The sequence below is a fragment of the Prevotella histicola genome (assembly GCF_055385135.1).
In genome coordinates, this window is record NZ_AP043793.1 from 723,859 (window position 1) to 749,236 (window position 25,378).

At 41.4% G+C, this 25,378-nt stretch carries 20 protein-coding genes, 1 tRNA gene and 1 pseudogene; 14 read left to right on the forward strand and 8 right to left on the reverse strand.

The window, feature by feature from the left end; genetic code table 11:
• Positions 1-693: 693 nt before the first annotated feature.
• Positions 694-2,025 carry an MFS transporter gene (locus ACZ48L_RS03100; RefSeq protein ID WP_025790935.1) on the reverse strand — a complete coding sequence of 444 codons (1,332 nt, stop codon included), beginning with the start codon at positions 2,023-2,025 and terminating at the stop codon, positions 694-696.
• 60 nt (positions 2,026-2,085) lie between these two features.
• Positions 2,086-5,824: pseudogene (locus ACZ48L_RS03105) on the reverse strand (DUF4922 domain-containing protein).
• Positions 5,825-5,962: 138 nt separating this feature from the next.
• Here ACZ48L_RS03105 and ACZ48L_RS03110 point away from each other — a divergent pair.
• Both ACZ48L_RS03110 and ACZ48L_RS03115 read left to right on the forward strand, forming a co-directional pair.
• Complete coding sequence (locus tag ACZ48L_RS03110) at positions 5,963-6,232, forward strand: hypothetical protein (protein ID WP_025790932.1); 270 nt, start codon at positions 5,963-5,965, stop codon at positions 6,230-6,232.
• A gap of 10 nt (positions 6,233-6,242) precedes the next feature.
• Positions 6,243-7,178, forward strand: coding sequence for a cation diffusion facilitator family transporter (locus tag ACZ48L_RS03115; protein WP_025790931.1), 936 nt, complete (start codon positions 6,243-6,245; stop codon positions 7,176-7,178).
• A gap of 83 nt (positions 7,179-7,261) precedes the next feature.
• On the opposite strand, the gene ACZ48L_RS03120 is transcribed toward ACZ48L_RS03115, so the two are convergent.
• On the reverse strand, positions 7,262-7,573 hold the full coding sequence (locus tag ACZ48L_RS03120) for an MGMT family protein (protein ID WP_025790929.1): 312 nt from the start codon (positions 7,571-7,573) through the stop codon (positions 7,262-7,264).
• A gap of 99 nt (positions 7,574-7,672) precedes the next feature.
• Entirely contained in the window at positions 7,673-8,221 is a 549-nt protein-coding gene (locus ACZ48L_RS03125) for a glutathione peroxidase (protein WP_008822731.1), read from the reverse strand.
• Positions 8,222-8,783: 562 nt separating this feature from the next.
• Between ACZ48L_RS03125 and ACZ48L_RS03130 the strand changes: the two genes are divergently transcribed.
• The 5 genes from ACZ48L_RS03130 to ACZ48L_RS03150 all read left to right on the forward strand — a co-directional run bounded on the left by ACZ48L_RS03130 (position 8,784) and on the right by ACZ48L_RS03150 (position 13,656).
• Positions 8,784-9,212 (forward strand): DUF6078 family protein, encoded by a 429-nt coding sequence (locus ACZ48L_RS03130; RefSeq protein ID WP_025790928.1) that lies wholly within the window; start codon positions 8,784-8,786, stop codon positions 9,210-9,212.
• 214 nt (positions 9,213-9,426) lie between these two features.
• Entirely contained in the window at positions 9,427-10,467 is a 1,041-nt protein-coding gene (rlmN, locus tag ACZ48L_RS03135; protein ID WP_025790927.1) for a dual-specificity RNA methyltransferase RlmN, read from the forward strand.
• Between the two features lie 43 nt (positions 10,468-10,510).
• On the forward strand, positions 10,511-11,395 hold the full coding sequence (locus tag ACZ48L_RS03140; protein WP_464722008.1) for a DUF4837 family protein: 885 nt from the start codon (positions 10,511-10,513) through the stop codon (positions 11,393-11,395).
• Between the two features lie 87 nt (positions 11,396-11,482).
• Positions 11,483-12,610: a PdxA family dehydrogenase gene (locus ACZ48L_RS03145; protein WP_025790923.1), complete on the forward strand. Its 1,128-nt coding sequence runs from the start codon at positions 11,483-11,485 to the stop codon at positions 12,608-12,610.
• Positions 12,611-12,654: 44 nt separating this feature from the next.
• A complete protein-coding gene (locus ACZ48L_RS03150; protein WP_025790922.1) occupies positions 12,655-13,656 on the forward strand; it encodes a lysylphosphatidylglycerol synthase transmembrane domain-containing protein in 1,002 nt (333 codons plus the stop codon).
• Positions 13,657-13,683: 27 nt separating this feature from the next.
• Here ACZ48L_RS03150 and ACZ48L_RS03155 read toward each other — a convergent pair whose 3' ends face one another.
• The gene (locus ACZ48L_RS03155) at positions 13,684-14,355 is read right to left on the reverse strand and encodes a DsbA family protein (protein ID WP_025790920.1); all 672 of its coding nucleotides are present in this window, start codon (positions 14,353-14,355) and stop codon (positions 13,684-13,686) included.
• 539 nt (positions 14,356-14,894) lie between these two features.
• Here ACZ48L_RS03155 and ACZ48L_RS03160 point away from each other — a divergent pair.
• The 5 genes from ACZ48L_RS03160 (at position 14,895) to ACZ48L_RS03180 (ending at position 18,108) form a co-directional block, all read left to right on the forward strand.
• Positions 14,895-16,136 (forward strand): sigma-54 interaction domain-containing protein, encoded by a 1,242-nt coding sequence (locus ACZ48L_RS03160; RefSeq protein WP_025790919.1) that lies wholly within the window; start codon positions 14,895-14,897, stop codon positions 16,134-16,136.
• Between the two features lie 50 nt (positions 16,137-16,186).
• The gene (gene lptE / locus ACZ48L_RS03165; protein WP_008822741.1) at positions 16,187-16,723 is read left to right on the forward strand and encodes an LPS assembly lipoprotein LptE; all 537 of its coding nucleotides are present in this window, start codon (positions 16,187-16,189) and stop codon (positions 16,721-16,723) included.
• Between the two features lie 45 nt (positions 16,724-16,768).
• Positions 16,769-17,542, forward strand: coding sequence for a hypothetical protein (locus ACZ48L_RS03170; protein ID WP_025790918.1), 774 nt, complete (start codon positions 16,769-16,771; stop codon positions 17,540-17,542).
• 10 nt (positions 17,543-17,552) lie between these two features.
• Positions 17,553-17,942 (forward strand): preprotein translocase subunit SecG, encoded by a 390-nt coding sequence (gene secG / locus ACZ48L_RS03175; RefSeq protein WP_025790916.1) that lies wholly within the window; start codon positions 17,553-17,555, stop codon positions 17,940-17,942.
• 90 nt (positions 17,943-18,032) lie between these two features.
• A tRNA-His gene (locus tag ACZ48L_RS03180) sits at positions 18,033-18,108 on the forward strand.
• 90 nt (positions 18,109-18,198) lie between these two features.
• Here ACZ48L_RS03180 and ACZ48L_RS03185 read toward each other — a convergent pair.
• The 3 genes from ACZ48L_RS03185 to ACZ48L_RS03195 all read right to left on the reverse strand — a co-directional run bounded on the left by ACZ48L_RS03185 (position 18,199) and on the right by ACZ48L_RS03195 (position 21,227).
• The gene (locus ACZ48L_RS03185; protein WP_025792728.1) at positions 18,199-18,819 is read right to left on the reverse strand and encodes a Type 1 glutamine amidotransferase-like domain-containing protein; all 621 of its coding nucleotides are present in this window, start codon (positions 18,817-18,819) and stop codon (positions 18,199-18,201) included.
• A gap of 316 nt (positions 18,820-19,135) precedes the next feature.
• A complete protein-coding gene (glmM, locus tag ACZ48L_RS03190; RefSeq protein ID WP_025792727.1) occupies positions 19,136-20,527 on the reverse strand; it encodes a phosphoglucosamine mutase in 1,392 nt (463 codons plus the stop codon).
• Between the two features lie 61 nt (positions 20,528-20,588).
• Positions 20,589-21,227 (reverse strand): DUF4827 domain-containing protein, encoded by a 639-nt coding sequence (locus ACZ48L_RS03195; RefSeq protein ID WP_025792725.1) that lies wholly within the window; start codon positions 21,225-21,227, stop codon positions 20,589-20,591.
• Positions 21,228-21,412: 185 nt separating this feature from the next.
• Here ACZ48L_RS03195 and ACZ48L_RS03200 point away from each other — a divergent pair, with 185 nt between their 5' ends.
• Together ACZ48L_RS03200 and ACZ48L_RS03205 are read left to right on the forward strand one after the other, a co-directional pair.
• Positions 21,413-23,470 (forward strand): TonB-dependent receptor, encoded by a 2,058-nt coding sequence (locus ACZ48L_RS03200; RefSeq protein WP_464722009.1) that lies wholly within the window; start codon positions 21,413-21,415, stop codon positions 23,468-23,470.
• Positions 23,471-23,722: 252 nt separating this feature from the next.
• Positions 23,723-24,919 (forward strand): MFS transporter, encoded by a 1,197-nt coding sequence (locus ACZ48L_RS03205; RefSeq protein ID WP_025792724.1) that lies wholly within the window; start codon positions 23,723-23,725, stop codon positions 24,917-24,919.
• Positions 24,920-25,378: the final 459 nt, after the last annotated feature.

Genomic DNA, 25,378 nt, shown 5'->3' on the forward strand with positions numbered 1-25,378 from the left:
TAACTGCGAAAGTACTACTTTTTCCGTTAGAAACAAATAAATAAAATGCTTTTTTATAAAGGTTAACGGCTTATCACATGTAGAGGATATCCTTTTATATTCCTACCATTTAGTATAGCTCTCAGCCATCAACTAACTCAGAAATAAGGACTTATCAAGGAACCAATTACAAATTCATCAGCAACTTTCGCGCATTCTCCTCTCATCTCTTTCGTCTTTTTCATAGCCCTTTTATCATCTTCAACATAACCTTCCCCTCTGCCTCTCACCCATTTTACTCTTTTACCTTTTTACCTTTCAAAAGACTCAAAACCGCCTCTATTTGTAAAACTAATTCCCAATTGAATTTTAAAAGGGCGTCTTTAGCATTGTAAAAGACGCCCTTTTACATGGTAAAACATGCCCTTTTGATGAGTAAAAGACGCCCTTTTGATGAGTAAAAGGGCGTCTTTTACAAACCTGTTTGTAACCATCTGATAATGTAGATGTTACAAAGCATGAAAAAGATTGTTTTTTCTTAATTTGCTATTCTTTGTGCTTTTGAAACTGTAAGATTACTTTACCACTTATAAAACTTGTCCTTCCACCTCCCTTTTGGCACCTAACACCTCAACCAGCACATAGAATTTCTCCTCCAGACTTGGCATTTCTGTAGTGCTCTTAAGCCTGTAAGGGACAACCCTCTATAATCTATCAGACAGCATCTGGCTTATACTGCTGTAATCTTTGGCGCCCAGTTTCTTCGGTTACAGGAATGAAATAAGCCGAGATAAAGCAAACTATCCCCAACAAAAAGACAAGAAGAAAGAAGTGACGATAGCCAATATTCTCCTGAAGAAGCCCTATAAACCAACCAGAAATCAACATGGAGAAGCTCGTAATAGCTGTAGCTAAGGAATAAGTGAAGGTAGGATGCTCGTTCTTTGTACAATGAACTAACCAAATAACATAGGCAGCCAACCCCATACCACAGCCGAATTGCTCAATAATCACACAAATATTGATTATTGATAACGTAGAAACAAAGTAATAACTAAGATATATAAAGAGTGCTTTTGGCAAGGTAATGCCCATTACAAATACCCATAACCAACGTTTCAACCCATCTCTTCTGATGAGCATTGTCCCTATACTACACCCTGCTATGAAGGCAAACGTACCGACAGTTCCTTGTACAAGACCCAGCTCTTGGGGTGAAAGCGCTATTCCACCATTACTTCCTGGGTCAATAAGAAAGAGAGGAGACACTCGGAAGAACATCCCTTCAGGTATCAAAAAACAAAAAAGGAAACAGAGACTTGCCACATAACCAGGCTGAATAACAACAGAAGACTTCACGTCACTCCACCACTTACGCGTCAAACCACTCCATATCGGAAGTCGAACATCAACTTCTTTCTTTGGAAGAAGAACAGTTTGGAGAACCATCAAACCAAACATAAGGGCAGCCAAAGACCAGAATACCATAGCCCAGGAAGGGCGTACGGTACGGTTTATAACCTCCAAATTTCCCGCAATAGTAATAGGTATGGCTAATCCTGCGAGTGCAGAAAGCAGATAAAAGACTGCACGACTATCGAAGAAAGCTGAACGATAACGTCGCTTAGACTCCTTCTTGTAGAACCGTTCTATGGCTACATCATGCAAAGAAGCACTTACTGCTATGATCATAAGAAACGTGACAGACCATGTAAACCAATGTGAGAATGTCACAGTATGGGCTATACCGGCAAGACATAAAGCCATGATAAACTCCGTCAACAGAATCCAAAAACGTTTGCTTTTATACCCAATAACAATTCTTCCCAGCAATGGACGGAAGATCAGAGGAACGAAAAACCATGACGTTGTAAGCGTGATTGCGCCGTTAGACATCCCCATCCGGTTGAAGAAAACCATTGATGTCATCATCAGAATAACATAAGGAAGCCCTCGTGTCATGTACAATGAAGGGAGCCACCGCCAATAATCTTGCCATTGACCAGCAATAGGTATTCCGTTGATTATCTTCTGATTCTCTTGCATATTACGCTTATGTTACTCAAAATAAAATATGTCTTACAACTTTAATTTATCTCTTTACAATCACTCATACAACCTTCTTACTTCTGCATTCTTATAGTAATGATAGAGTATTTGCTGGTAATCATACCCTTTCTCACCCATCATGGCAGCACCAATCTGACACAAGCCAACACCATGTCCCCATCCAGCGCCTGTCAGACGGAAGTATTGAGGAACGCCATTAACTATATCATAACTATCAACAACAAAGGCTGAGCTATATAAATGACTCTCACTCAATGCTCTTCTTATCTCTAATTCCTTGCCAATGACATAAGAACGCTTCGTACCTTCTATCCTCATACGATAGATTCTTCCGCTCTTTCCACGTGATAATGGTACAAAATTCTTTATTCCTCCAAAGTCTATACCTGTCTTTTGGGCTATTAATGCAGATAGTTCTGCCTGTGTGAACTCTACAGTCCAACGATAAAAGTCCTGCGTTTCTTGATCATAATTATTCAAAACCTGACCAAGAACAGCCTCATCATGTGTGTTACAAAAAGCTTCTGGTGATGAAAGAATCCATTCACGTGCTGCTTCTTCATCTGTTAAGTCCATCGTTGGTATACTTCCCAATGGTGCTTTATCCTCTACAGAGAGGAGATAAGGCTTACGAATGTTCTCCCAACAATATTGGAATTCCTCAGAAATCCCACCACAACACTTACTAAAACGAGCATCACAAATACTACCTTCTGAGAATAAAACCTGCCCACGTGTAGCATCTATAGCCATCTTTACGTGTGGGCTTGTAGCCTTTGTGATGCCTTGATAGCGCTGACAATGATCATCAGCACACACATCAAACAAGGTATGATCTTCTCGATCGAACCATCTAACCAACTCATTATCCGTCCTAACAGTGGACACTTCTTGATGTTCAGTCCCCTTTCCGAGGCTCTTTCGCTTCTCAATCTGTGCCAAAAGCCAACTACGAGAGATGACTGCATGGGCTTTTAATAACTCCAAAGATGACGTTGCACTCATCTCACTGGATATAACACTGGTCAGATAGTCTTCTACTGGCAACTCATTTATAGCATATAGCTTCCCGTTATCAACGATCAGATGCAGTGTTCCAAGGAAGGTCTGCACCTCTTTTCGCTCCCAATGGAAATTCAAACCAATGGTAACATCATCCAAAGAGAATGATGATTCTTGATCCTTAGGAGTGAAAACAAGTTCCCTCAGATGCGCACTTTGCCATAGAATCTCCCCCTTAGAGTATTCAACAGTCTGTTCTCCTGTTATCAATTCACCATCTATCAGATAGGAACCGTTCAATCTGAAATGGATCTTTTCAGCACTAACGATGCCGACAGAAACCGTTGGCTCCTGCTTCCATGGGCTGACATTATGCTGACAAATATGCTTTATCACTTCACGCATAGCCTCATCTGACAATGAAACTTCTCGCATAATATGTTCTGCAAGAGTAGGCGTAATACGCTCAAAGTCCACCTCTCGCGGAAGAATCATCAGTCCTGCCATATCCAAACTACCTGGACTTACTAAGAACTGTTGCTCCTTTTCAGCGAAATAGCAGTCAGGACGATGCTTATAACGGGGAAAAACGACTGATATAAACGTGTCATTTGCTCGCCAAGCAACAATGTTCATCATTGGTTCTGTCTCACCTTCTTTTATTGGAAGGGCATCATACACCAAACGAAACATCTGCTCGTCATGTTCCAAAGACTTACTTATAATCGCAATAGCAGGACAAACATAATCCTTTACCAGCACTATTCGCTCGTAATCATTGATTTTTAACAGCGTCTCTGACGTCTCATAGAGTTGTTGCCAATGCTGTTGTAGCGGAAGAACTCCGCTTGTCCCTGCTTGAAAATGCAAATGATCAGGTGCACTTGCACCACATTTAGGTCCATTATAGAACACCATTAGGTGGGGATAAACCGTCAATAGCTGATGCAACAACGGATAATTAGCAGCAATTGCCTGTGGTTGATGCTTGCGAGCAGGTATGGTAAAATGTGTAGGAAGGATGGGAAAAGGATTGACAAGGATATCAAATTCCTCATTAAAAGGCAGGATTATCTGTTCAGGAGGTCGATTTTTATCACAAAGAAAGCATGGACGCAGAGCCAATGTAGCCTTATCTATCTTTGCACCTGTGCTCACCATGCGTGCAGGATTGTACTGTGCAAGCATTGAACCAACCTCACGTGTTCGTACATTCCGCAACTCTTCGAAGCGTATCTGCACCCCTTCCCACTGATGTAGTTGCTCTTTAAAGAAATCAGTTAGTCCCATTTTATATCTTTCTATTCTCCCTTTGACGTGCCAGAACCTCTATTGTTCGTAGTTGATCCTTATATAAATTATTGGCATTTACCTTCTCTATGCTCAACACAGCATCACTATTACCACCCCAACGACGACAGAGATAAAGCTCATCATAGATTCTTCCGATACGAAAACGACGACTAAAAGCCAGTCCCATGGCGTAATCTTCTCCGTAACTTGTATTAGGGAACTGTAGTTTACGAGCCAAAGGAGTAAAGAATGCACGTGGTGCTCCGAGTCCATTGATACGTAAAGCATTGTTACAACCATTATCTTCCGTCCATTCACTATGGCTTATCAGCCCCGGAGGAAGCGTATTCAAGTCGAAGTCACACATACGATATGAACCTACAATCATCGCAGCTTGCTGCTCATGAAAGGCATTAATAATGGTCTGCAGGGTATTTTCCGATGAATAAAGATCATCGCTATCCAGTTGAACTGCAAAGCGTCCGCAATGTGAATCATTGATGGCATAATTCCAACAGCCCCCTATTCCGAGGTCTGTACGCTCTGGAATGAGATGTATCAAACGATCATCTGAAGCCAAAGCATCAAGTATTTCCGTTGTTTTATCCGTTGAATGGTTATCCACAACAATAACATTAAACGGGAAATCAGTTCTTTGTGAGAGCGCTGATAAGACTGCATCACGCACCGTCTTCTCACGATTAAAGACAGGAATAACCACTGATGCTTCTACAGGGAAGTGTCCTTCAGAGAAGTCAGGATATGTGTATAGCTTCGTGTCTACCAACGCATTCAGCGCGGAGAGGTGTTTTGTAGAAGCCTGTTCCATCTCTATTTGCACCTCACGGTTGCGAGGATTAACATAATCAAACTGCTTTTCACCACTCGTACGTAGGTCATTTTCCTCCTCAGTGTACAGGAATTCATTCAGATGAAAGACCTTTCCCTGTCTACTAAGGAAGAGACGGAGTGCATACCAACCAGCAAATTGATAATCATCAGAGCCCTGTTGTGCTGCAAAATCCTTCAAAGTTTTCACATTAAGAAGTACTACTGATCCGAAATCAAAGTCATCACGGATACTACCTAACTGATAATCGATTACTGGATGCTTGACAGTCTTACCGCCTTCTACCGAATAATGATCAGCATAAACCAGTGTTGCATCCGTCGCTTCAGCCACTTGTAACATACGTTCAATAGCTTGATAGCCCAATGTAAGCGGACTTTGTTTCAGGTAAAGTAGGGCATAATCAGCTGTTGCCTGTGCCGTAATCAAACGCATTGTAGCAGAAGACAATAAGCTATCTGTCTGCAAAAGCTGTGTTCGTTGGGGCAATGTATCTACCGACATACCCTCTGCCGCCAACACATATATGTCCTTCACCATCCTCTCTTTGGACAACTGAGCTATCAGGCTGTCAACCATTGAGGCTGTTCCGTAAGGTAAGAAGCAATCAATCTGTCTTTTCTTCTCCATGTGAAAGTATTATTTATGATATGCAAAGATAATACAAAATCTGCTCTTCCGTATGAATTAGAAGGGTATTCTTTTTCCTATCTGAACTTTTTCCGTAACTTTGTGACCACAAATTAAGATACAAAGACAATCATAAGGATGGTGAAAGAGAATCATATTGACCGTGCTTTGGCTTTCATGGAACAGCTTGAAAAGTTGGGTTCACAGCTTGAAAAAGCTGACGAACAGCAGAAGTTGATGTTACAACGTATGCTGATCATGAGTCAAGAGGACAAGACTGAAACTAAAGAATATCACGAGCTGGAACAACAAAGTAAGAATCTTCAGACTATGATAGATAAATGGCGACCTATCTATAAAGAGCGTTTGAAGATGGTAAAGGAAGCTAAAGAAGCTGCGAAAAGATAACTTACAGGAAATGGAAAAGGATAACAACAAAGGTGGAATGATGAGTGTTATTGCTGCCTTGGGCGCAAATGTGCTTGTAGCAATATCTAAATTCGTTGGTTTTGCAGTATCCGGTTCAGCCGCAATGCTCAACGAATCAATCCATAGTATTGTGGATTGTGGTAACGAGATACTGTTACTTGTTGGCAACAAGCAGGCTGAAGCAAAGATAACAGACCAACATCCGTTTGGTCAAGCACGTGCAAAATACTTCTATAGCATGGTAGTTGCCATGATGTTGTTCTTTGCTGGTGGTGCTTTAGGCATCATGGAAGCAACGGAAAAGCTGTTTCATCCAGAGCATAGTGTGGAGAATACGTGGCTTGTCATGGGCATCTTAATCTTCGGTCTGATAGTTGAGACCATCAGCCTACGTGTTGCTTTCAAGGAAATCAAGGAACTCAATAAGGACAAACTATCCCTTTATAGATTCCTAAGAGAGAGCCGGCACAGTGAGATTCTAATCATTTTTGCCGAAGACAGTTGCGCTGTTATTGGTTTGTTGATAGCTCTTGGCGGAACACTTCTCAGTCATTTCACGGGTAATCCTTTCTATGATGCATTGTCTGGTGTGCTGATTGGTGTACTCCTCTGTACTGCAGCTCTCTTCCTTGCACGTGAGTTCTATAGTCTACTTATAGGAGAAAGCGTAACTGAGAATGACCTGGTGCGAATCAAGACATCATTTAATAGAAAAGAAATCAGCCGACTTATCAATGTAAAGACTGTTCATCTCAGCCCAACAGATATCCTTCTCACAGCGAAAATAGATGTAAAAAGTGAGTATGAAGCACATTCAGCTGAACTCATTAACGATATTGAAAGAGATGTACGGGCATTATTCCCAGCATACAACATCTATATTTATATTGAGACAGATAAATACAAAGAGGATTATAAACGATAAACAAATCTGCCAAAAGCCATACTCTTGAAGGAGAATTACCACATAAGGCAGAGCAATAGACTATAAAAAATGGCAATGGAGACTTATTCATCAAGTTTCCATTGCCATTTCTTCATATCTACACAACCATTTGGACGAAAGGTTACACCTTCTTCTTCCAACAAATGGCGCTGTTTTATCCAGCCAGGTGCCAACCTCCCTACATTATTCACGACCCTATGACAAGGCAGTCCTTCTGACTCTGCTGCTCCATGAAGCATCCTTCCCACCAATCGGGAGTGATTTGGGCATCCCACAAGCCATGCTATCTGCCCATAACTTAACACCTTCCCGAAAGGAATAGATGCTACAACATTATATACTTCCTTACGGAAAGCCTCAACATCTACAGCCATCTAACGCTATATTGTTCACAAAGGACAAAGGACAACCAGACAGAATATTATCCATCCGACCGTCCTTTGTTATGATTAACTTTCGTTTCAGTATACCGATTAGAGCTGTGCTTCTACAGCCTTCTTCACCTCTTTGAGGTCTACTGTTGGCTCAAAACGAGCTACAACCTCACCATTTTTGTTTACGAGGAACTTAGTAAAGTTCCACTGGATATCGTTCTGTTTACGTGGTTCTGGGTTTGCCTTGTTGTAAAGATCCTCCATAATAGCAGCCAACTTCTCCTCATAAGCACCGCCAGCATAACCTTTCTCACTCTTCAACCATGTGTAGAGAGGAAGTTCATTAGCGCCATTTACCTCACTTTTCTTGAATTGTGGGAAGTCAACACCAAACTTTGCGGTACAGAACTCATGGATTTCTTCATCAGAACCAGGAGCCTGATGACCGAACTGATCACATGGAACATCAAGAATCTCAAATCCTTTATCCTTCAACTCATGGTACATAGCTTCCAATTCCTCATACTGTGGAGTGAAACCGCAGCCTGTTGCTGTGTTTACTATAAGGAGAACTTTACCCTTGTAAGCATCAAGACTTACCTCATTACCTTTCTTATCTTTCAACTTGAAATCATAAACTGTTGCCATAACTTTTCTGTTTTAATATTTATAATGTGATTTTTATTTATCTCTAAAAGAACATCTGTCAAGACTCACCATTGCGAACTGGCGGAAAGGATATAACCTCTTTTATTCTATTTACCTAAATAAATCAATAAAATAGAGTCCCCTATACTTCTCTGATAGCGCTTGTTCCACTCTCTTTCAGCCTATCGCTGTTAGAAAAGGCATGTCACCTTTTGCAGCTTTCACCACAGTCGGTGTCATGCCTCAATCTACCTAACGTTTTTATTTATCATCAAATGACACTACACATATGTGGGTGTCAAATTCATCTCGACGTTACAAAGATAGAAATAATAATCTATATCGTAGACGATTTGCGCTCTTTTTTAACATCATTTTGCACCTATCAACTACAAAAAGACGCCCGTTAAGTCCCCTTAACAGATACCTGTAAAACATAAAAAATAATCTTCAGGCATACCATGCCAACCAACCAGAATTTATTACCTTTGCATTTACAACATCTAATAGACTATAGAAATAGAACAAGAGATAATTAACAATTTCAGAAACTACAAACAAAATGAAGAACAAGAATCATTATCAAGAAGCACCAGAACATTATCTTCTATGCTACAACACCACATGCGGAAAAGCAAAAACATGTCTACACCAATTAGTTGCATGCGCAGGAATCAACAAGGACGCTGTTGTGGAATGCGTAAACCCAGCTGTCAACGAAGGAGAAAACTGTACCTATTACCAGCAAGACCACATTGTACAGATGGCATACGGTATGAAACAAACATTCAAAAAGGTACTCGCCAGCGACATCACAAGTATGCGTAGCACTCTTATAACATACTTCGGTAACGGTTCATATTACGCCCGCAGGAACGGAGAAAAAGCCATAACACCCGCTGAACAGGAATATATCAGCAGTGTGTTTAGGGACTACGGTTATGCAGAAGGAGCCACTTTCGACAGTTATAAAGACGAAGTTGAATGGTGAAGGAGCACAATACCGAAAATTACAAGCGCCTTGTAGAAAGATTACAAGCCGCTTGTAATAGTATTACAAAGGCCTTGTAGAAGTATTACAAGGCCTTTGTAATTTTCTGTATCACGCTGCCTTATACTGCAATATTGCATATTCCTCCATGAGAAAACACGTATATTAGCTAATTTTTCGTTATCTTTGCAGCAACAAAACATTGAGAACGAGAATGAAAAGTGAGAAGAAATATTTGTTAGGAATGACCCTTGGTGAACTGAAAGAGGCTGCTAAGGCACTTGGCATGCCTGCTTTTACAGGTGGACAGATTGCCAAATGGCTCTATACACAACATGTGAAGAGCATTGACGAGATGACGAATATTTCAAAGGCTAACCGCGAAAAGCTGGCTGCAGCGTATGAGATTGGTTGCAAAGCTCCCATCGATGCGCAGCATTCTAAGGACGGAACGATAAAATATCTCTTTCCAACTGACAACGGAAAGTTTGTAGAAACTGTATACATCCCTGAAGAAGACCGGGCTACACTATGCGTTTCTTCACAAGTAGGATGCAAGATGAACTGCTTATTCTGCCAAACAGGAAAGCAAGGTTTCGAAGGTAGTCTGTCAGCAACGGATATCCTTAACCAAATATACTCACTCCCTGAACGTGACAAACTGACGAACATTGTCTTCATGGGACAAGGAGAACCCATGGACAATCTAGACAATGTGTTGCGCACAACAGAGATAATGACTGCCGACTTCGGCTATGCCTGGTCGCCAAAGCGTATCACGGTCAGCAGTGTTGGCATAAAAGGGAAACTTAAAAGATTCTTGGAAGAGAGCGATTGTCACGTTGCCATCAGTCTACACTCACCACTCCATGATCAGCGTTCAGCCTTGATGCCAGCAGAAAGAGGTATGTCCATAGAGAGCATTGTGGAACTTTTACGCAACTATGACTTCTCTCATCAGCGCCGACTGTCATTTGAATACATTGTTTTTAAGGATGTCAACGACTCCGAAGAGCATGCGAAGAGCATCGTAAACCTGCTCAAAGGGTTAGACTGTCGTATCAATTTGATACGCTTCCACCCTATCCCTAACATTCCATTGCATGGATGTGACGACCGAAAAATGGAGGTTTTCCGCAATTATCTGACGCGTCATGGGATATTCACAACCATCCGTGCCAGTCGCGGACAGGATATCTTTGCCGCCTGCGGACTGTTATCAACAGCTAAAAAGATAGCTGATGAGCGTCGGTAAACAATATTTCTCCTGCCTGTTACTGCTCACTTTACTTCTAACAGTGAGTAGTTGCAATATCAACAAGGGTCAGCCCGTCAGTGGAGGGAAGCCTTATGAAGTGGTTGTCGTAGGCGATCAGGACAGTATTGTGACGAAAACGCTTAGTGCTCCAATACCAGATCTGGTACGGAAAGAGGCATCATTCGATGTTATACAGGTAAGAAAACTGAGGCCGAACGACTTAAACCGTCTCTCACATGCCATCGTTACGGTCACTATTGACCCACAAAAAGGGAAAAATATACAGCTGACTACAGAGCGTGATGTAGATGTTCAGAAGCAAGTAATTGTGCATATTACAGTGCCGAACACAACTGTTCTTCGCCTTTTTATGGAGAGAAACGGAAGCAGACTGCGCAACTATCTCAATAAATTCGAGATAGAAAGAGCACAAGAAGCACTTGCAAGCCATCATAACAAGACTGCAGAAGAAGCCATTCAGAAGATGTTTGGCGTGCAAATGCTCATCCCTGCTGAGATGAAAGCAAGTAAAAAAGGAAAGAATTTCCTTTGGTTTTCACAAGAAGACGGTGCCAACAGTGTCAACATATGCCTATATCGGGCAACAGATATAGACTTCAAACATCAAAGAGACAGTGTTATGCGCATCAACATACCAGGTGAACATGACGGTATGTACATGCAAACTGCATCACTTACAACCGTACATATAAACCCAGGAAAGTCCATAACAAACTGGGGGACATGGGAGATGAAGAACGATGAGATGGGTGGTCCCTTCGTGGCTTACCACCCCATAGGTACAGATATCACTGCTGAAGTATTCGTTTTTGCACCCAACAAATCAAAAAGGAATCTCCTTCTAAAAGCAGAAGCAGCCCTATATACTCTTAAAAACAAAAGAGATAAAAAGGCAAAGTGGTAAAAAAGTAAAAGAAATAAAGGCTAAAAAGCTGAAGAGAAAAAGACAAATAAAGACATAATAAAAGATAAATTCATACAAGATAAAGCAATGAACGAAAACAAAAAGATCCGTGTGGCGATAACACATGGGGATACAAACGGAATCGGATACGAACTAATATTCAAGACTTTTGCGGAGTCGGAGATGCTAGAACTCTGTACTCCTATCATCTATGGCTCACCAAAGGTGGCTACATATCACCGTAATGCCCTGGACATAGAGGCAAACTTTACGATTATCAATAATGCCTCAGAAGCTCAAGAAGGCAGACTCAACCTGCTACCTGTCTTTGATGAGGAGATAAAAGTAGAATTCGGTGTACCTTCAGAAGAGTCTGGTAATGCAGGATTGAGAGCTATTGACTGTGCACTGGAGGATTACAGAAAGGGCCTTTTTGATGTTTTAGTGACCGCGCCTATTGATAACAACAACCAATTCCACTTCAGTGGGCAGAGCAGATACATAGAAGATCATCTCGAAACAGAGGGACAAGGATTGTCAATCCTCGTAAACGACGAGCTACGTGTAGCTCTTGCCACACGTAATCTACCACTGCGTCAAGTGTCTGAGTCGCTCTCTAAGACGAGTATCATCAATAATGTGACGACACTTTTCCAAAGTTTACGCCGTGACTTCCGCATCTCTTGCCCTCGCATAGCCCTACTTGGCTTAAACCCAAAGGCTGGAGATAACGGACTACTAGGCTCAGAAGAGATGGAGATTATCGCTCCCGCCATTGACGAACTCGTAGAGAAAGACATTCAGGCATTCGGTCCTTATGCTGCAGACACCTTCTTTGGATGTAACGAAGCAGAGGAGTTTGACGGCGTATTAGCGATGTATTACGAACAGGGATTGTCTCCATTCCGGACACTTTCAGCATCTCCTGGCATCAATTACACCGCCGGATTACCACTCGTTCGCACTGCTCCGGAGCTTCCTAATAGCCTGTCTATCGCTGGAAAGGGTATTGCTGATGAGCAAAGTCTTCGTCATGCAATCTATTTAGCCATAGATATTTTCCGCAACAGAGCTGACTATGATGCCCCAATGGGTAACCCTTTACCAAAGTTGTATAAGGAGAAACGAGATGAAAGTGACAAGGTTCGTTTTGCTATTCCTCGCAAACGGGAAGACCGCACACCGCAATCTGAAAACGAGAAAGAAGCACACTAAAGTGCTGTTCTCACTGTAACGTATAGAGAAAGCAAAGGAAGTTCATGAACAAGAAGTATCAAAATGGCTTTTTCATCTTTGGTTTAGTTGTGCTTATCATCATGATAACACAACTTGACTTTGCTGACGTATGGCATAATATCCAACATGCTGGCTACTGGTTCTTCGCTGTTGTTATCCTATGGGCTTTCCTTTATCTATTCAATACAGCTGCTTGGTTTACCATCATTCGTAGTCAAACCAAGGATAAAACAGATAAGAAAAAAGTCTCTTTCCACTGGCTTTATAAGGTTACAGTCTCTGGATTTGCACTCAATTATGCAACTCCCGGTGGGCTGATGGGCGGAGAGCCCTATCGCATCATGGAACTTACGCCTAAGATTGGAGCAGAACGTGCCACATCATCCGTACTGCTCTATGCCATGACACATATCTTTAGCCACTTCTGGTTTTGGCTTCTTTCGATATTCCTTTACATCTTTACCCAGCCAATAAACCTCTTTATGGGCACTATGCTCACTGCTGTTGGAGTGTTCTGTGTGTCCGCTATCTGGTTCTTCCTCACTGGTTACAAGAAAGGATTGGCTGTACGAGTGATGAATATAGTACGCCATCTCCCTCTTATCAAGAGATGGGCAGAACCTTTTATAGAGAAACATAAGGAACAACTGGACACTATTGACCAGCAAGTTGCATCATTACACAATCAGAATCCACGTACTTTCTTGATGGTTGTATCGCTGGAATTGGCTTGCCGCATATGTAGTGCACTGGAGATTTTCTTTGTTCTTCTGGTCCTCATGCCAAGCGTTAACTACATTGATTGTATCCTTATCCTTGCTTTTACCTCGCTCTTTGCCAACATGTTATTCTTCATTCCGCTACAGTTAGGCGGTAGAGAGGGCGGATTTCTCATGTCTGTTACGGGCTTAGGGCTCAGTACAAGTGCTGCAGTCTTCGTTGCTTTAATCGTCCGCATACGCGAATTAATATGGACAGCCATAGGGTTGTTACTGATAAAAATGGAAAAGAGGAAATCTGAATGATTTCCTCTTTTTTTTCAATTCATTACATTAACACCCACTACCATCAATCTTACAGGATGGAGCAGTATCCCCTTCACCCAACTGACTATAGTTGCGGAAGTTCTGCTCCAGCTTCTCTACCGTGTTTGCACCCGACAGAAGATTATGATATTTACCATCCACCTCTATCAAAAGAGTTGGGAAACTCTCTACACCAAAACTATCAGACTTCTTGAAATCATCCTCTGCGAGAGTCTTATTGTCCCAATTATTTTTCAGTTCTGACGCATATTTATCTGCATCAACACCCAGATTCCGTGCAATATCTACAAAGATTTCTGGTTCGTTTAAATCCTTTCCATCTATGTAAAATGCCCTTTGGACTTCATAAATGAACTCCCCCCACTGCGTTTTTGGAAGCATCTCACGTACCAATGCAAAAGCTATCGCGGGTTTAACGGAATCCATCTTCAGATTACCTGCAGCCAATTGCCTTTCATAAGCGTCCCCAAAAGGCACACCATAATATCTTGTTATACGTGCATTTGATTCCTTAACATGCTCCAACATAGAAGCTTTTATTGTCTCACCACCTACGAACAATCCTCCAGAATACATCTCAAGGGAGATCTCGGGGTGATTCTTCAAGAACTTAGAGAAGACAGACTCGAAACCATAACACCAACCACAATAGGTGTCAAATACATAAATTACTCTCATACTCAATAAGATTTATTCTATCAATCATTACTTATTGCACAAAAAGTGTACCACGAAAAGCTATCCCCCTCCACCCGTTTCCTCCTCAACAAGAAGCTTAAAAAGAATGTAAAATGACGATAATCCTCAATAGTAAAACTATATTACAAAAGTTAAAAGGTCATGACAAGCAAAACAGGAAGATATTGGACTTTTACGGATTCATAACTATCACAAAACCAAACAGTTACAAACAGGCTTTCAAAAGGGCATGTTTTGCATTGTAAAAGGGCACCTTTTACACGTCAAAAGGGCACCTTTTACATTGCAAAAGGGCATCTTTTGCAACACAAAAGACGCCCTTTTAAAAATCAATTAGGAAAATATTTCACAAAGAGAGCATTTATTCCTTTTGGGATTCACACACTATTAAGACCAAAGAGACCCATTAAGCAGATTCATTCACCGACTTTCCATCCTCTGAAAGTGCACATAAGAAGTTGTTAAAGTCTGCCAAAGTTGCAGTTTTTACAAATATAATAAGTAAATTTGTCAGTCAAATGAATACAACAGAACTACAAAGAATCAAACAAAGATATAACATTGTAGGTAACTGTGATGGGCTTAACAGAGCATTAGATGTTGCCCTTCAAGTTGCACCTACAGATTTATCAGTACTGATTATCGGCGAGAGTGGTGTCGGTAAGGAGATTATTCCCCGTATCATCCATGACAACTCGCCACGTAAGAGAGAGAAATATTTCGCCATAAACTGTGGATCTATCCCTGAAGGGACTATCGATAGTGAACTGTTCGGGCATGAGAAAGGCTCTTTCACAGGTGCTATTGGTGAAAGTGAGGGTTATTTTGGCATCGCCAACAAGGGAACAATCTTCCTTGATGAGGTTGGAGAATTACCCATGGCAACGCAAGCGCGACTGCTTCGTGTACTGGAAACAGGCGAATATATACGTGTTGGAGGACAAGAAATACGCAAGACTGATGTCCGTATTGTCGCTGCAACCAATGTAAACATGCGCAAAGCCATCAGTGAAGGTAAGTTCCGCGAGGATCTTTTTTACCGTTTGAACACTATTCCAATCCAAATACCGCCACTCCGTGAACGTGGTGAAGACATCATTTTACTCTTCCGTCTCTTTGCAATGCAGATGGCAGAGAAATACAGATTGCCTAAGATTACACTCACAGATGAAGCACGTCAGATACTTCTTCAGTATAAATGGCCTGGAAATGTACGCCAATTAAAGAACATAACAGAACAAATGTCTGTCTTAAGTGAGAAGCGCGAGATTGATGCAGACACCATATTGCACTTCATTCCACGTGATCAAGACAGCACACAATTGGCCCCCATACAGAACAATGGCGCTCACAGCTACGAGAGTGAGCGTGAGATTCTATATAAAATTCTCTATGAGTTACGTGGCAATGTCAGTGACTTGCGACGTGATCTGACCAATGTTCGCAAACAATTAGAGGAAAACAGACAACTCAACGGTGCAAACGGCTTCCAAGCAGCTGCACCAACAACGTCTAATTTACCATCTGCTCCGACTAAACCAGGCATCAGATCACCTGAACCTATCGAACATATAGTGGATGCGGAGGCGGAAGAAATATCCGAACCAGAGACCCTTAACCTTAACGACATAGGCAAACTTCTGGTTGAAAAGGCCTTAGAGCGTAATAACGGCAACAGGAAAAAGGCTGCACAAGAGCTTGGTATCAGTGACAGAACACTATATCGACGCATCAAACAATACGGATTAGAAAACGATTAAGACAAGCAAAACAATAAGGAAAAACTTATCCCTCTATAGCCAAACATAAGATGAAGATAGGAAAAAACATAAATACAACACGCCATCTAACGTGGACTGTAACAGCCATCTGCCTGCTCCTGCTGGCTGCATGTAGCGTATCTTACAAGTTCAATGGCGCAAGTATCGATTATAATAAGGTACATACCATCCAGATTTCGGACTTCCCTATCCGCTCAACCTACGTTTGGGGACCTATGGGACCTATGTTTAACAACCAACTAAAAGACGTTTTTGCAAATCACACACGCCTCCAGCAGGTTAAACGTAATGGTGACTTAAAGATTGAAGGTGAGATAACCCAATACCAGCAACGTAACAAGAGCGTATCAAGTGAAGGCTACTCCGCACAGACAGAACTGTCTATCACTGTCAACGTACGCTTCACTAACAATACGAACCATAAAGAAGACTTTGAACGTCAGTTTACTGCTACATCAAGTTATGAGACAACCAGGAACCTGAACTCAGTACAAGAAGAGCTCGTAACACAGATGGTGAAAGACTTGACGGACCAGATTTTCAATGCAACAGTTGCTAATTGGTAAGCTATCCCATAACAACATCAACACTTATCAACACTAACTCAGCATATGGATATTGCCTATCTCATTAACCATCCAGAAAACCTGAACAAAGAAACTCTGTACGATTTACGGAGCTTGCTTGCTCTTTACCCCTACTATCAGCCAGCACGTATCCTCTTACTACAGAATCTCTTCCTGCTTCACGACCCTACATTCGACGAAGAATTGCGTCGTGCAGCAATGTATATAGCAGACCGTCAGATATTGTTCAACCTGGTAGAAGAAGCTCATTACCAGCTAATTCCACAACAAAAGCAGAAAGGAAACAATGCACAAGAAGCTATAACAACAGATACTGAATACCTCAAAGCCAACGAAGACAGGACCACTTCCCTCATAGATGACTTCCTTGAGCAAATTCCAGAGGAGGAGATACCTGCAGATACACAAGTACATCGGAAGCCAACTCCAGCCGATGCAACTATAGACTACGTCGCTTATCTACTTGAAAGTGAGAATGAACAAAAACAAGAGACCATCCCTCAGCTGAAAGGTCAGGAACTTATAGATGACTTTATCAACAAAGAAAATGGTAAAATCACACTACAAGAAGAGACAGAATACGAACTTGAAGAAGCTGATTCTGCCGAAGAGGCTGAGAATGAGGATACTGGTTACTTCACAGAGACCCTTGCTAGGATTTATATTAAACAAGGAAGATATTCTAAAGCATTGGAAATTATTAAGCGATTAAATTTGGTTTATCCGAAAAAAAATCGTTACTTTGCAGACCAAATCCGTTTTTTAGAGAAACTGATAATAAACAATAGTAAAAAATAAAACAAGAAAAATGTACACGTTATTCGTTATTCTTATCGTGGTAGCATCACTCATGATGATCGGAATCGTATTGATTCAAGAGTCAAAGGGTGGTGGTCTCGCATCAAACTTCTCATCTTCTAATGCCATAATGGGAGTCCGCAAGACCACAGATTTCATAGAAAAGGCAACATGGGGATTAGCTATTGCCATGGTTGTCATCAGCGTAGCAAGTGCTTACGTAGCTCCTTCAGCAACAACTGATGAGAGTGTTATAGAGAAAGCAGCTACAGAAGGCAATACAACCAACCCTAATAACCTTCCTAACTTTGGTGCAAGTCAGCAGAAACAAGCTGCTCCTGCTGCACAGAAAGGTGGTGCAACACAGGCTCCAACAGCCCCAGTAGCCCCTGCAAAGTAAAAGGATAAAATAAAAAAAGTACGGGAATTATTTGGTCAATTCATTTAAAACCCGTACCTTTGCACTCGCTTTTAAGCAATAACCAAATACGGTGGATGTAGTTCAGTTGGTTAGAGCGTCAGATTGTGGTTCTGAATGTCGTGGGTTCGAGTCCCACCCTCCACCCTCAAAAGGTAAGCGGAAGTTCAATAATTATTGAACTTCCGCTTTTTTTATGTCTATAAATCAAACTCTGAATAGAGGAGATAAACAGCTGCTATTGCTTACTTTGTATAGAGATAGTATCACCAATGACAACTATGGCTTGCTTGTTTGTAATTGGTTTTAAGGGCAGATGAGTGTTTTCTTGCATAACTATCCGAGTCGCTTCAATAAAGGGGAAGCTATTAAAATGCACAACAGGATAGAAACTTACGATACCAAGTGCTGTAAAATCTTCAAATCCTGGTGTCATAGAAAGATGATTATCCATTTTCGTTGCATACTCTATATTAGGAGCAAAGACCATAGCCCCTGCTGATTCTCCTATATATAGTTTCCCCTTCTCCACCTGTTCAACTATCAATCTGTCGGTCCCTGTCCTTCGTAATTCTTGCATAAGAAAGAAAGTATTACCACCAGAGACATAGATACAGTCACAGTTCCTCAACACAGTTTCTATCTCTTTCTGTTCACATTGTGTAATCTCTAATTCTTTTATAGTCAATCCGAGAGCGGCAAGAGCTTCCCTTCCTTCTTCCACATATTGATTAAAATCTTCATGGATACTTGCAGTTGGGATAAATGCTACAGTCTTTCCGCACAAAGAAGTGGGAACACTCTGAGGCAAAAGAGTGGCTACCTCAGCAAAATATGAGCATAAAAAGATTTCCTTCATTACTATTTTACACTTTAGGGAACAAGATCTCGTTTCCTGATCTTCATACTATAAAAGGATTAAAGATGAGGAGAAGAGCCTTAAATATGGATTAGCATACTCATTATTCCATCCCTTTCAGATCTAACAATACAAAGATACGGATAATTTTTCTAAGTAAATAACATAATCAGTAAGATTCTAAACTAAAAGAGAATTGTGTAATTAGGATCTCTTCGCATCGCTTTATTCTTGTATATCAGACGATAAGTCTATAAAAAAAGGATGTCTGAAAAACCTTCAGACATCCTCTTTTATACTATTATATATATCCTAATTATTGCATATCATAGACCACTTGCATCAGCTTCTTACCCAAAGCGTCAGCTGCTTCCATAGTGTTTGCCTCGCTATAAACACGGATGATTGGTTCAGTATTCGACTTACGAAGATGAACCCAAGCCTCTGGGAAGTCGAGTTTAACACCATCAATGTCAGTAACCTGTACATCTTTCTCCTTGCCATAAAGCTCTTTCACGCGTACAAGGATAGCATCTACGTCTGTTTCAGGAGTAAGATCAATACGGTTCTTAGCAATGAAATACTCTGGGAAAGTCTTACGAAGCTCACTTGCCTTCAGTCCTTTCTGTGCTAAAGAACTCAAGAATAGAGCAATACCAACAAGAGCATCACGCCCGTAATGGCTCTCCGGATAGATTACTCCACCATTACCTTCCCCACCAATAACGGCACCAACTTCCTTCATCTTCGTTGTTACATTCACCTCACCAACGGCTGCTGCATAATACTTGCAACCATGTTTCTCGGTAACATCACGCAAAGCGCGAGTTGAAGAAAGGTTACTTACCGTGCTACCCTTCACATGGTCGAGGACATAATCAGCTACTGTGACGAGTGTATACTCCTCTCCATACATCTTACCGTCCTCCTGAATAAATGCCAAACGGTCTACATCCGGGTCTACAACGATACCTAAATCATATCCACCCTTAGCAACTTCATTCATAATACCTGTGAGATTCTTCTCAATAGGCTCTGGATTATGAGCGAAATCACCTGTTGGCTCTCCATTGAGGAACTTATATTCTACACCAAGACGGTCGAGAAGTTTGGGTAGGATGACACCACCGACAGAGTTAATAGAATCAACTACGACACGGAACTTACGCTTCTTGACAGCTTCAAGATCAAGTAATTCCAACCCCATCACGGCATCTATATGGCGCTGATCATACGAATCATCATCCGTATAGCTACCCAATCCGTCTACATCAGCATATTCGAAATCCTCACGTGCTGCTATATCAAGAACCTCAGCACCATCAGCAGCTGTGAGAAACTCGCCCTCTTCATTCAGAAGCTTCAATGCATTCCAATGGCGAGGGTTGTGAGAAGCTGTGATAATAATACCTCCGTCAGCCCCACTCATGCGTACTGCCAACTCTGTTGTTGGTGTTGTTGCTAACCCAATGTTCACTACGTCTGCGCCAATTCCCATCAACGTACCACACACAACATTCTTAACCATTGGTCCAGAGATACGTGCATCACGTCCGACAACAATCTTCAACTTCTTTCCAGGGTGCTTACGAGCAATGAAAGTAGCGTAAGCTGAAGTAAACTTAACGATATCCAGCGGATTCAAAGTATCACCCGCACGACCTCCGATAGTACCACGGATGCCGGAAATTGATTTGATAAGTGTCATACTTAAATATGTTTAGAGAGAGTATAAAACCTCTCTGCATTATCTTATAAGTTTCTTAGTGCTATAATCCACGCTGATAGGTGATGTCATAGGAGCAAGGATAAACACTCTGAGTTGCATTAATCTGTCCTTGTTGTGAAGGAACAATCAGCTTCACCTTCGCCAATTTTGAGGTAGGAGTAGTCAACCTTCCAAGATTTATATACTGTAATGGAACCAACCATCCCGCTGGAACAGACGTACTACGGTAAGCTTCATACATTACACTAGACTTTGGATCAAACGAAGCGGTATATGTTCCGCTGGTATTAGTTACAGACATCTTATCAACTGTCTTACCAAAATAAAGAATAGAATTGGTCAACTGAAGTGTATCAGTTATCAAGTTATTCTCCGTAAAACGACAAAGCACAGTAGCAGTCTCGCCTTTCTTTAGTGGTTCACCCGTACCTTTATCAATTATTTGCATATAAACGCCAGAGCTAGCAAATAGAACATATTGGTTCTTTGATACATCTGTAGTATTCCCTTGCTTCTCGAATTGCTCTTCACTGATAACCTTTATCCCATGCTTTACTATATAAGCATTGATTGCTTCGTTCTCTCGGTCTAACTGATCAGCGTATGTTTCGGTCTTATTACATGAGCTAAATGCAAGCACAACAGTTAATATTCCAAGGAGAAAACTTATCTTCTTCATTCTTTTTCACATTTTATTATATACCTTGCAAAGGTAAGAAAAGTATTTCAGAAAGTAAGAATAAGATATAAGAAAATACCTTAAATCACTTTTATAGCAGCAATTTCCTTATAAATGAGGATTGTCTGAACTATGCATCGTCCGTACCTTTGCAGCAAGAAATCTTAAAACAAAGCTACTTTCTTATGTTAAATGCTTTATTAATTGCCACCCTTACCCTCAACGGGGCAACTGGAATCAACCCTGATTCATCGGCGAACAAGAACGTACCACTTGACGAAATTGTCGTTACAGACTTTAAACAGAACAAGAGAAACCTAACATCTACAGCCGTATCAACCATCAACGTGCAGCAGTTACATAACCAACAGATTGTGAATCTGAAGGAACTGACAGCAGTCATGCCTAACTTCTACATGCCTGATTATGGTTCATACGCCAACACACCCGTCTACATTCGTGGTATAGGAACCAAAAGTAAGGGATCTGCTGTGGGCTTTTATGTTGACGGTGTACCACATTTTGAATCGTCAGCATTCAATATTGACCTCAGCGACATTGCTGCCGTCAACGTATTCCGTGGTCCACAAGGGACCTTATACGGGCGAAACACCATTGCAGGTATTATCAATGTATATACCCATAACCCTCTTGACTATCAGCGAACACGTATAAAGGTGGGCTATGGAAGATACAATGACTTCATTGCTCAGGCTTCAAACTATGCAAAAATAAGTGAGAAGTTCGGCATATCGACAGTTGCTTCCTATCATCATAACGATGGAATGTTTACCAATCACTTCCTCAATGAGAAGGCAGATAAGCTCAATGAGGGCGAAGGACGTGTTGGGTTCTACTGGAGACCAACAACAAACTGGCTCTTACATCTCAATAGTACACTTACTTATAGTGAGCAGAATGGCTACCCGTATGCACCTTATGACATTGTAAAAGACGAGCTGTTACCTATCAGTTATAATCGTAACAGCACATATAGAAGACTTATCTCATCAACAGGCCTCAATGCTCAATACGAGAATAATCATATAAGTTTCAATAGCCAGACGTCCTATCAGTTCATAAAGTCACACCAAGGATTAGACCAAGACTTCACACCCCAGGACGTTTATTTCGTTGATAACAGCTATCACCAGAACATGTTATCACAGGAGCTGACACTGAAGTCGAACGATAAAGGTCGCTATCAATGGATTGTAGGACTGTTCGGAATGCTACTACATTCGAACCAGTTTGCTGAGACAAGCTACTTCACAAGAGACTTCTCTACACCAACAACCTATAAGAATCCAACAGCAGGATATGCCATTTATCACCAAAGTTCTTATAATATATGGAGAGGAATGTCGGCAACAGTTGGCCTACGTTTCGACTATGAACACGCCAAGACTACCTATAATCAAGATAAAACAACTCTCTCAACAGGTGTTACGACACATGCAAAGGACTTTGTTAGCAGTGCCAGCTTCCGCCAGTTTACTCCTAAGTTCACACTTCAATACCTTACGAATAAGGATAATCTCTACTATATCAGTATCACTCGCGGATATAAACCAGGAGGTTTCAATACCATATTCAAGACTGATGCCGAACGAACTTACGACCCAGAATACAGCTGGAACTATGAAGTTGGAACACGTTTGAAGTTCCTTAACGGGCGATTGACTGCTGAAGCTGATCTCTTTTATATAGATTGGAGACACATGCAGACAACCTATACCGTTCCTGGTGTGGGTAATGTGATTGCTAATGCAGGTCATACTGACAGCAAAGGATTTGAGCTTTCATTGGCTTATCATCCTATAAAAAGCTTGCAACTTAGCCTGAACTATGGTTATACCCATGCACGTTACTTGGAATACAAGAAGAGTGCAAGGGAGGATTTCTCGGGTAACAGACTTCCAATGGTACCCAACCACACGCTATCTCTCAATGGGACATACACCATTATGCCTGCAGGATGGTTTGATAAGATTATCTTCAACACGGGTTTAACAGGACTCGGACGTATCTATTGGGCTGATGATAACATCGTCCGACAGAACTTCTATGCTACACTCAACGCCAAAGTAAGCCTCACAAAAGGCATATTTACATGGGAGGTATGGGGCAAAAACCTCACAGCAACGGACTATATGGCTTATGGTTTCAAAGCTTCACAAGGCAATTATGCACAGAGAGGAAAGCCATTAACATTCGGAACTGCGGTAAGTGTGTCTTTTTAAGGAGCTAAAAGAATTAAGATTGTTAAAACTTTGAGAGATGTTAAGGAGACAGAAGGAACCAGGGAGAGTTATGGGAAGTTATAATCCAATAGCGGGATTTCCATATATTAAAGGCAACAAGGATAATCCTTATAACCCAGGACGACCATACCTACTACTCCATACTACAACAGTATCGGCTTAAATACTCTAACTACTCAGGGCCACTTCAACCTCTCAAGGGCTCTTAAGCCTTTCAAAAACAAAAACATTATGAACGCTAAGAAACTAAGTTTAGGGACATTCTTCTGTCTTTACATAGCACAGATGGTACCATCTTCCTTTCTCATGACGGCCCTACAGGTCATCATGAGAGAAGGAAACTACAGCTTGGCAACGATAGGATTGCTGAATCTCGTCCGTCTTCCGTGGACTCTAAAGTTCCTATGGTCGCCCTTCGTCGACCGACATTGCATCACAGTGGGCGACTACAAACGCACAATCATAGCAACAGAGCTTATCTATGCCATTGCATTACTGGCTACAGGATTACTCAATATACACTCTGAGATGATGCTTATCATCATCCTTGTCATTATCTCCATGCTTGCTTCAGCAACACAAGACATAGCTACGGATGCACTCGCCATCCTCTCCTTCAAGAAGACCGACCGCAGTATGCTCAACAGTATGCAGTCTATGGGAGCTTTCGGCGGTGCTGTCATCGGTAGTGGAATACTCCTCATAGCCTTGAAAAGCTATGGTTGGAGCACAGTGGTAACCTGTCTGGCAGCCTTTGTATTGATGATGATTGTACCCTTAGTACTGAACAAACATATCACGATTGAGACTGAAAAGCCTACCAATCGTGCCACATGGACGGACATCTTCAAGTTCTTCAACCGAAAAGAAATACTCCCACAACTCGGCTTCTTAGTACTCTACTACATGGGAATCATTGGAATCCTCTCCATGATCCGCCCTTATCTCGTTGATAAAGGTTACGACATGAAAGAGATTGGCTTCCTGATGGGTATCGTCGGAACATTCGCTTCATTCGTCATGGCGTGGTTCTCAGGTATACTTATTCGGCGTATCGGAATTCATAAGGCGCGCATTATCGTTGCAGCAATGATAATCCTTGCTCCAACTTACTTCCTTGCAACAACTTTCATGGAGTATAATAAGGTGGCATTCCTCATCGGACTCATGTATCTCCAGAGCTGTTATGGTTTGGCAACCGTCGTTCTTTACACTACTTCCATGCAATGTGTCCGACCAGGAAGAGAAGGAACTGACTTCACCATACAGATCGTTATCAGCCACCTGACGGGTCTGCTCGTAGCCGTATTGGCAGGAAGCATTGCCCACCTCACAGGCTATCGTGGTCTTTACATTGCCGAAACAGCTGTTGCCATACTTAGTTTCTTCTACGTTCTGTTGGCGTTCAAACACAATCACGCTTCTTAAACAGATCCTATACTCCTGTATAAATACTCCTTGAGAACTCTTTATAAGATACTATCAAGGGACATTCCAGATATCTGATATGGGTATAGACAAAGACGCCCATCCTCTTATAAGGATATACAACATCCCCTTCCAACCGCTGAATATCACTCATAACCCATATTAAAGAATAACCAGAGAAAACGAAATGTATAGGTTTTGCATTTTGTTTTCTCTGTTTTTCTTTTGTTTTCCCCAGGGTTCTGTATTCTTTTTACACGTGTGTTATCGTTTTATCTAAGCGTGATAATTAATTATCTAAGCGTGATAATACTTTATCTAAGTCGTGATAAAACTTTATCACGCTTAGATAATATAAAAACATACGTATTCTGCAAATACAAAATAGGCACATAAAGACTACAAAAGACGCAGAAACAAAATGCAAAGACCGTATATGAGCGTACAGAACAAAGCACT

Bases quoted from the DNA above. Each gene is read 5' to 3' on its own strand.
- ACZ48L_RS03120 (WP_025790929.1), bottom strand. From the start codon at position 7,573: ATGGCTGTAGATGTTGAGGCTTTCCGTAAGGAAGTATATAATGTTGTA.
- secG (WP_025790916.1), top strand. From the start codon at position 17,553: ATGTACACGTTATTCGTTATTCTTATCGTGGTAGCATCACTCATGATG.
- ACZ48L_RS03100 (WP_025790935.1), bottom strand. From the start codon at position 2,025: ATGCAAGAGAATCAGAAGATAATCAACGGAATACCTATTGCTGGTCAA.
- ACZ48L_RS03155 (WP_025790920.1), bottom strand. From the start codon at position 14,355: ATGAGAGTAATTTATGTATTTGACACCTATTGTGGTTGGTGTTATGGT.
- ACZ48L_RS03130 (WP_025790928.1), top strand. From the start codon at position 8,784: ATGAAGAACAAGAATCATTATCAAGAAGCACCAGAACATTATCTTCTA.
- rlmN (WP_025790927.1), top strand. From the start codon at position 9,427: ATGAAAAGTGAGAAGAAATATTTGTTAGGAATGACCCTTGGTGAACTG.
- ACZ48L_RS03110 (WP_025790932.1), top strand. From the start codon at position 5,963: ATGGTGAAAGAGAATCATATTGACCGTGCTTTGGCTTTCATGGAACAG.
- ACZ48L_RS03150 (WP_025790922.1), top strand. From the start codon at position 12,655: ATGAACAAGAAGTATCAAAATGGCTTTTTCATCTTTGGTTTAGTTGTG.
- ACZ48L_RS03205 (WP_025792724.1), top strand. From the start codon at position 23,723: ATGAACGCTAAGAAACTAAGTTTAGGGACATTCTTCTGTCTTTACATA.
- ACZ48L_RS03145 (WP_025790923.1), top strand. From the start codon at position 11,483: ATGAACGAAAACAAAAAGATCCGTGTGGCGATAACACATGGGGATACA.
- ACZ48L_RS03125 (WP_008822731.1), bottom strand. From the start codon at position 8,221: ATGGCAACAGTTTATGATTTCAAGTTGAAAGATAAGAAAGGTAATGAG.
- lptE (WP_008822741.1), top strand. From the start codon at position 16,187: ATGAAGATAGGAAAAAACATAAATACAACACGCCATCTAACGTGGACT.
- ACZ48L_RS03185 (WP_025792728.1), bottom strand. From the start codon at position 18,819: ATGAAGGAAATCTTTTTATGCTCATATTTTGCTGAGGTAGCCACTCTT.
- ACZ48L_RS03160 (WP_025790919.1), top strand. From the start codon at position 14,895: ATGAATACAACAGAACTACAAAGAATCAAACAAAGATATAACATTGTA.
- ACZ48L_RS03200 (WP_464722009.1), top strand. From the start codon at position 21,413: ATGTTAAATGCTTTATTAATTGCCACCCTTACCCTCAACGGGGCAACT.
- ACZ48L_RS03195 (WP_025792725.1), bottom strand. From the start codon at position 21,227: ATGAAGAAGATAAGTTTTCTCCTTGGAATATTAACTGTTGTGCTTGCA.
- ACZ48L_RS03115 (WP_025790931.1), top strand. From the start codon at position 6,243: ATGGAAAAGGATAACAACAAAGGTGGAATGATGAGTGTTATTGCTGCC.
- ACZ48L_RS03170 (WP_025790918.1), top strand. From the start codon at position 16,769: ATGGATATTGCCTATCTCATTAACCATCCAGAAAACCTGAACAAAGAA.
- glmM (WP_025792727.1), bottom strand. From the start codon at position 20,527: ATGACACTTATCAAATCAATTTCCGGCATCCGTGGTACTATCGGAGGT.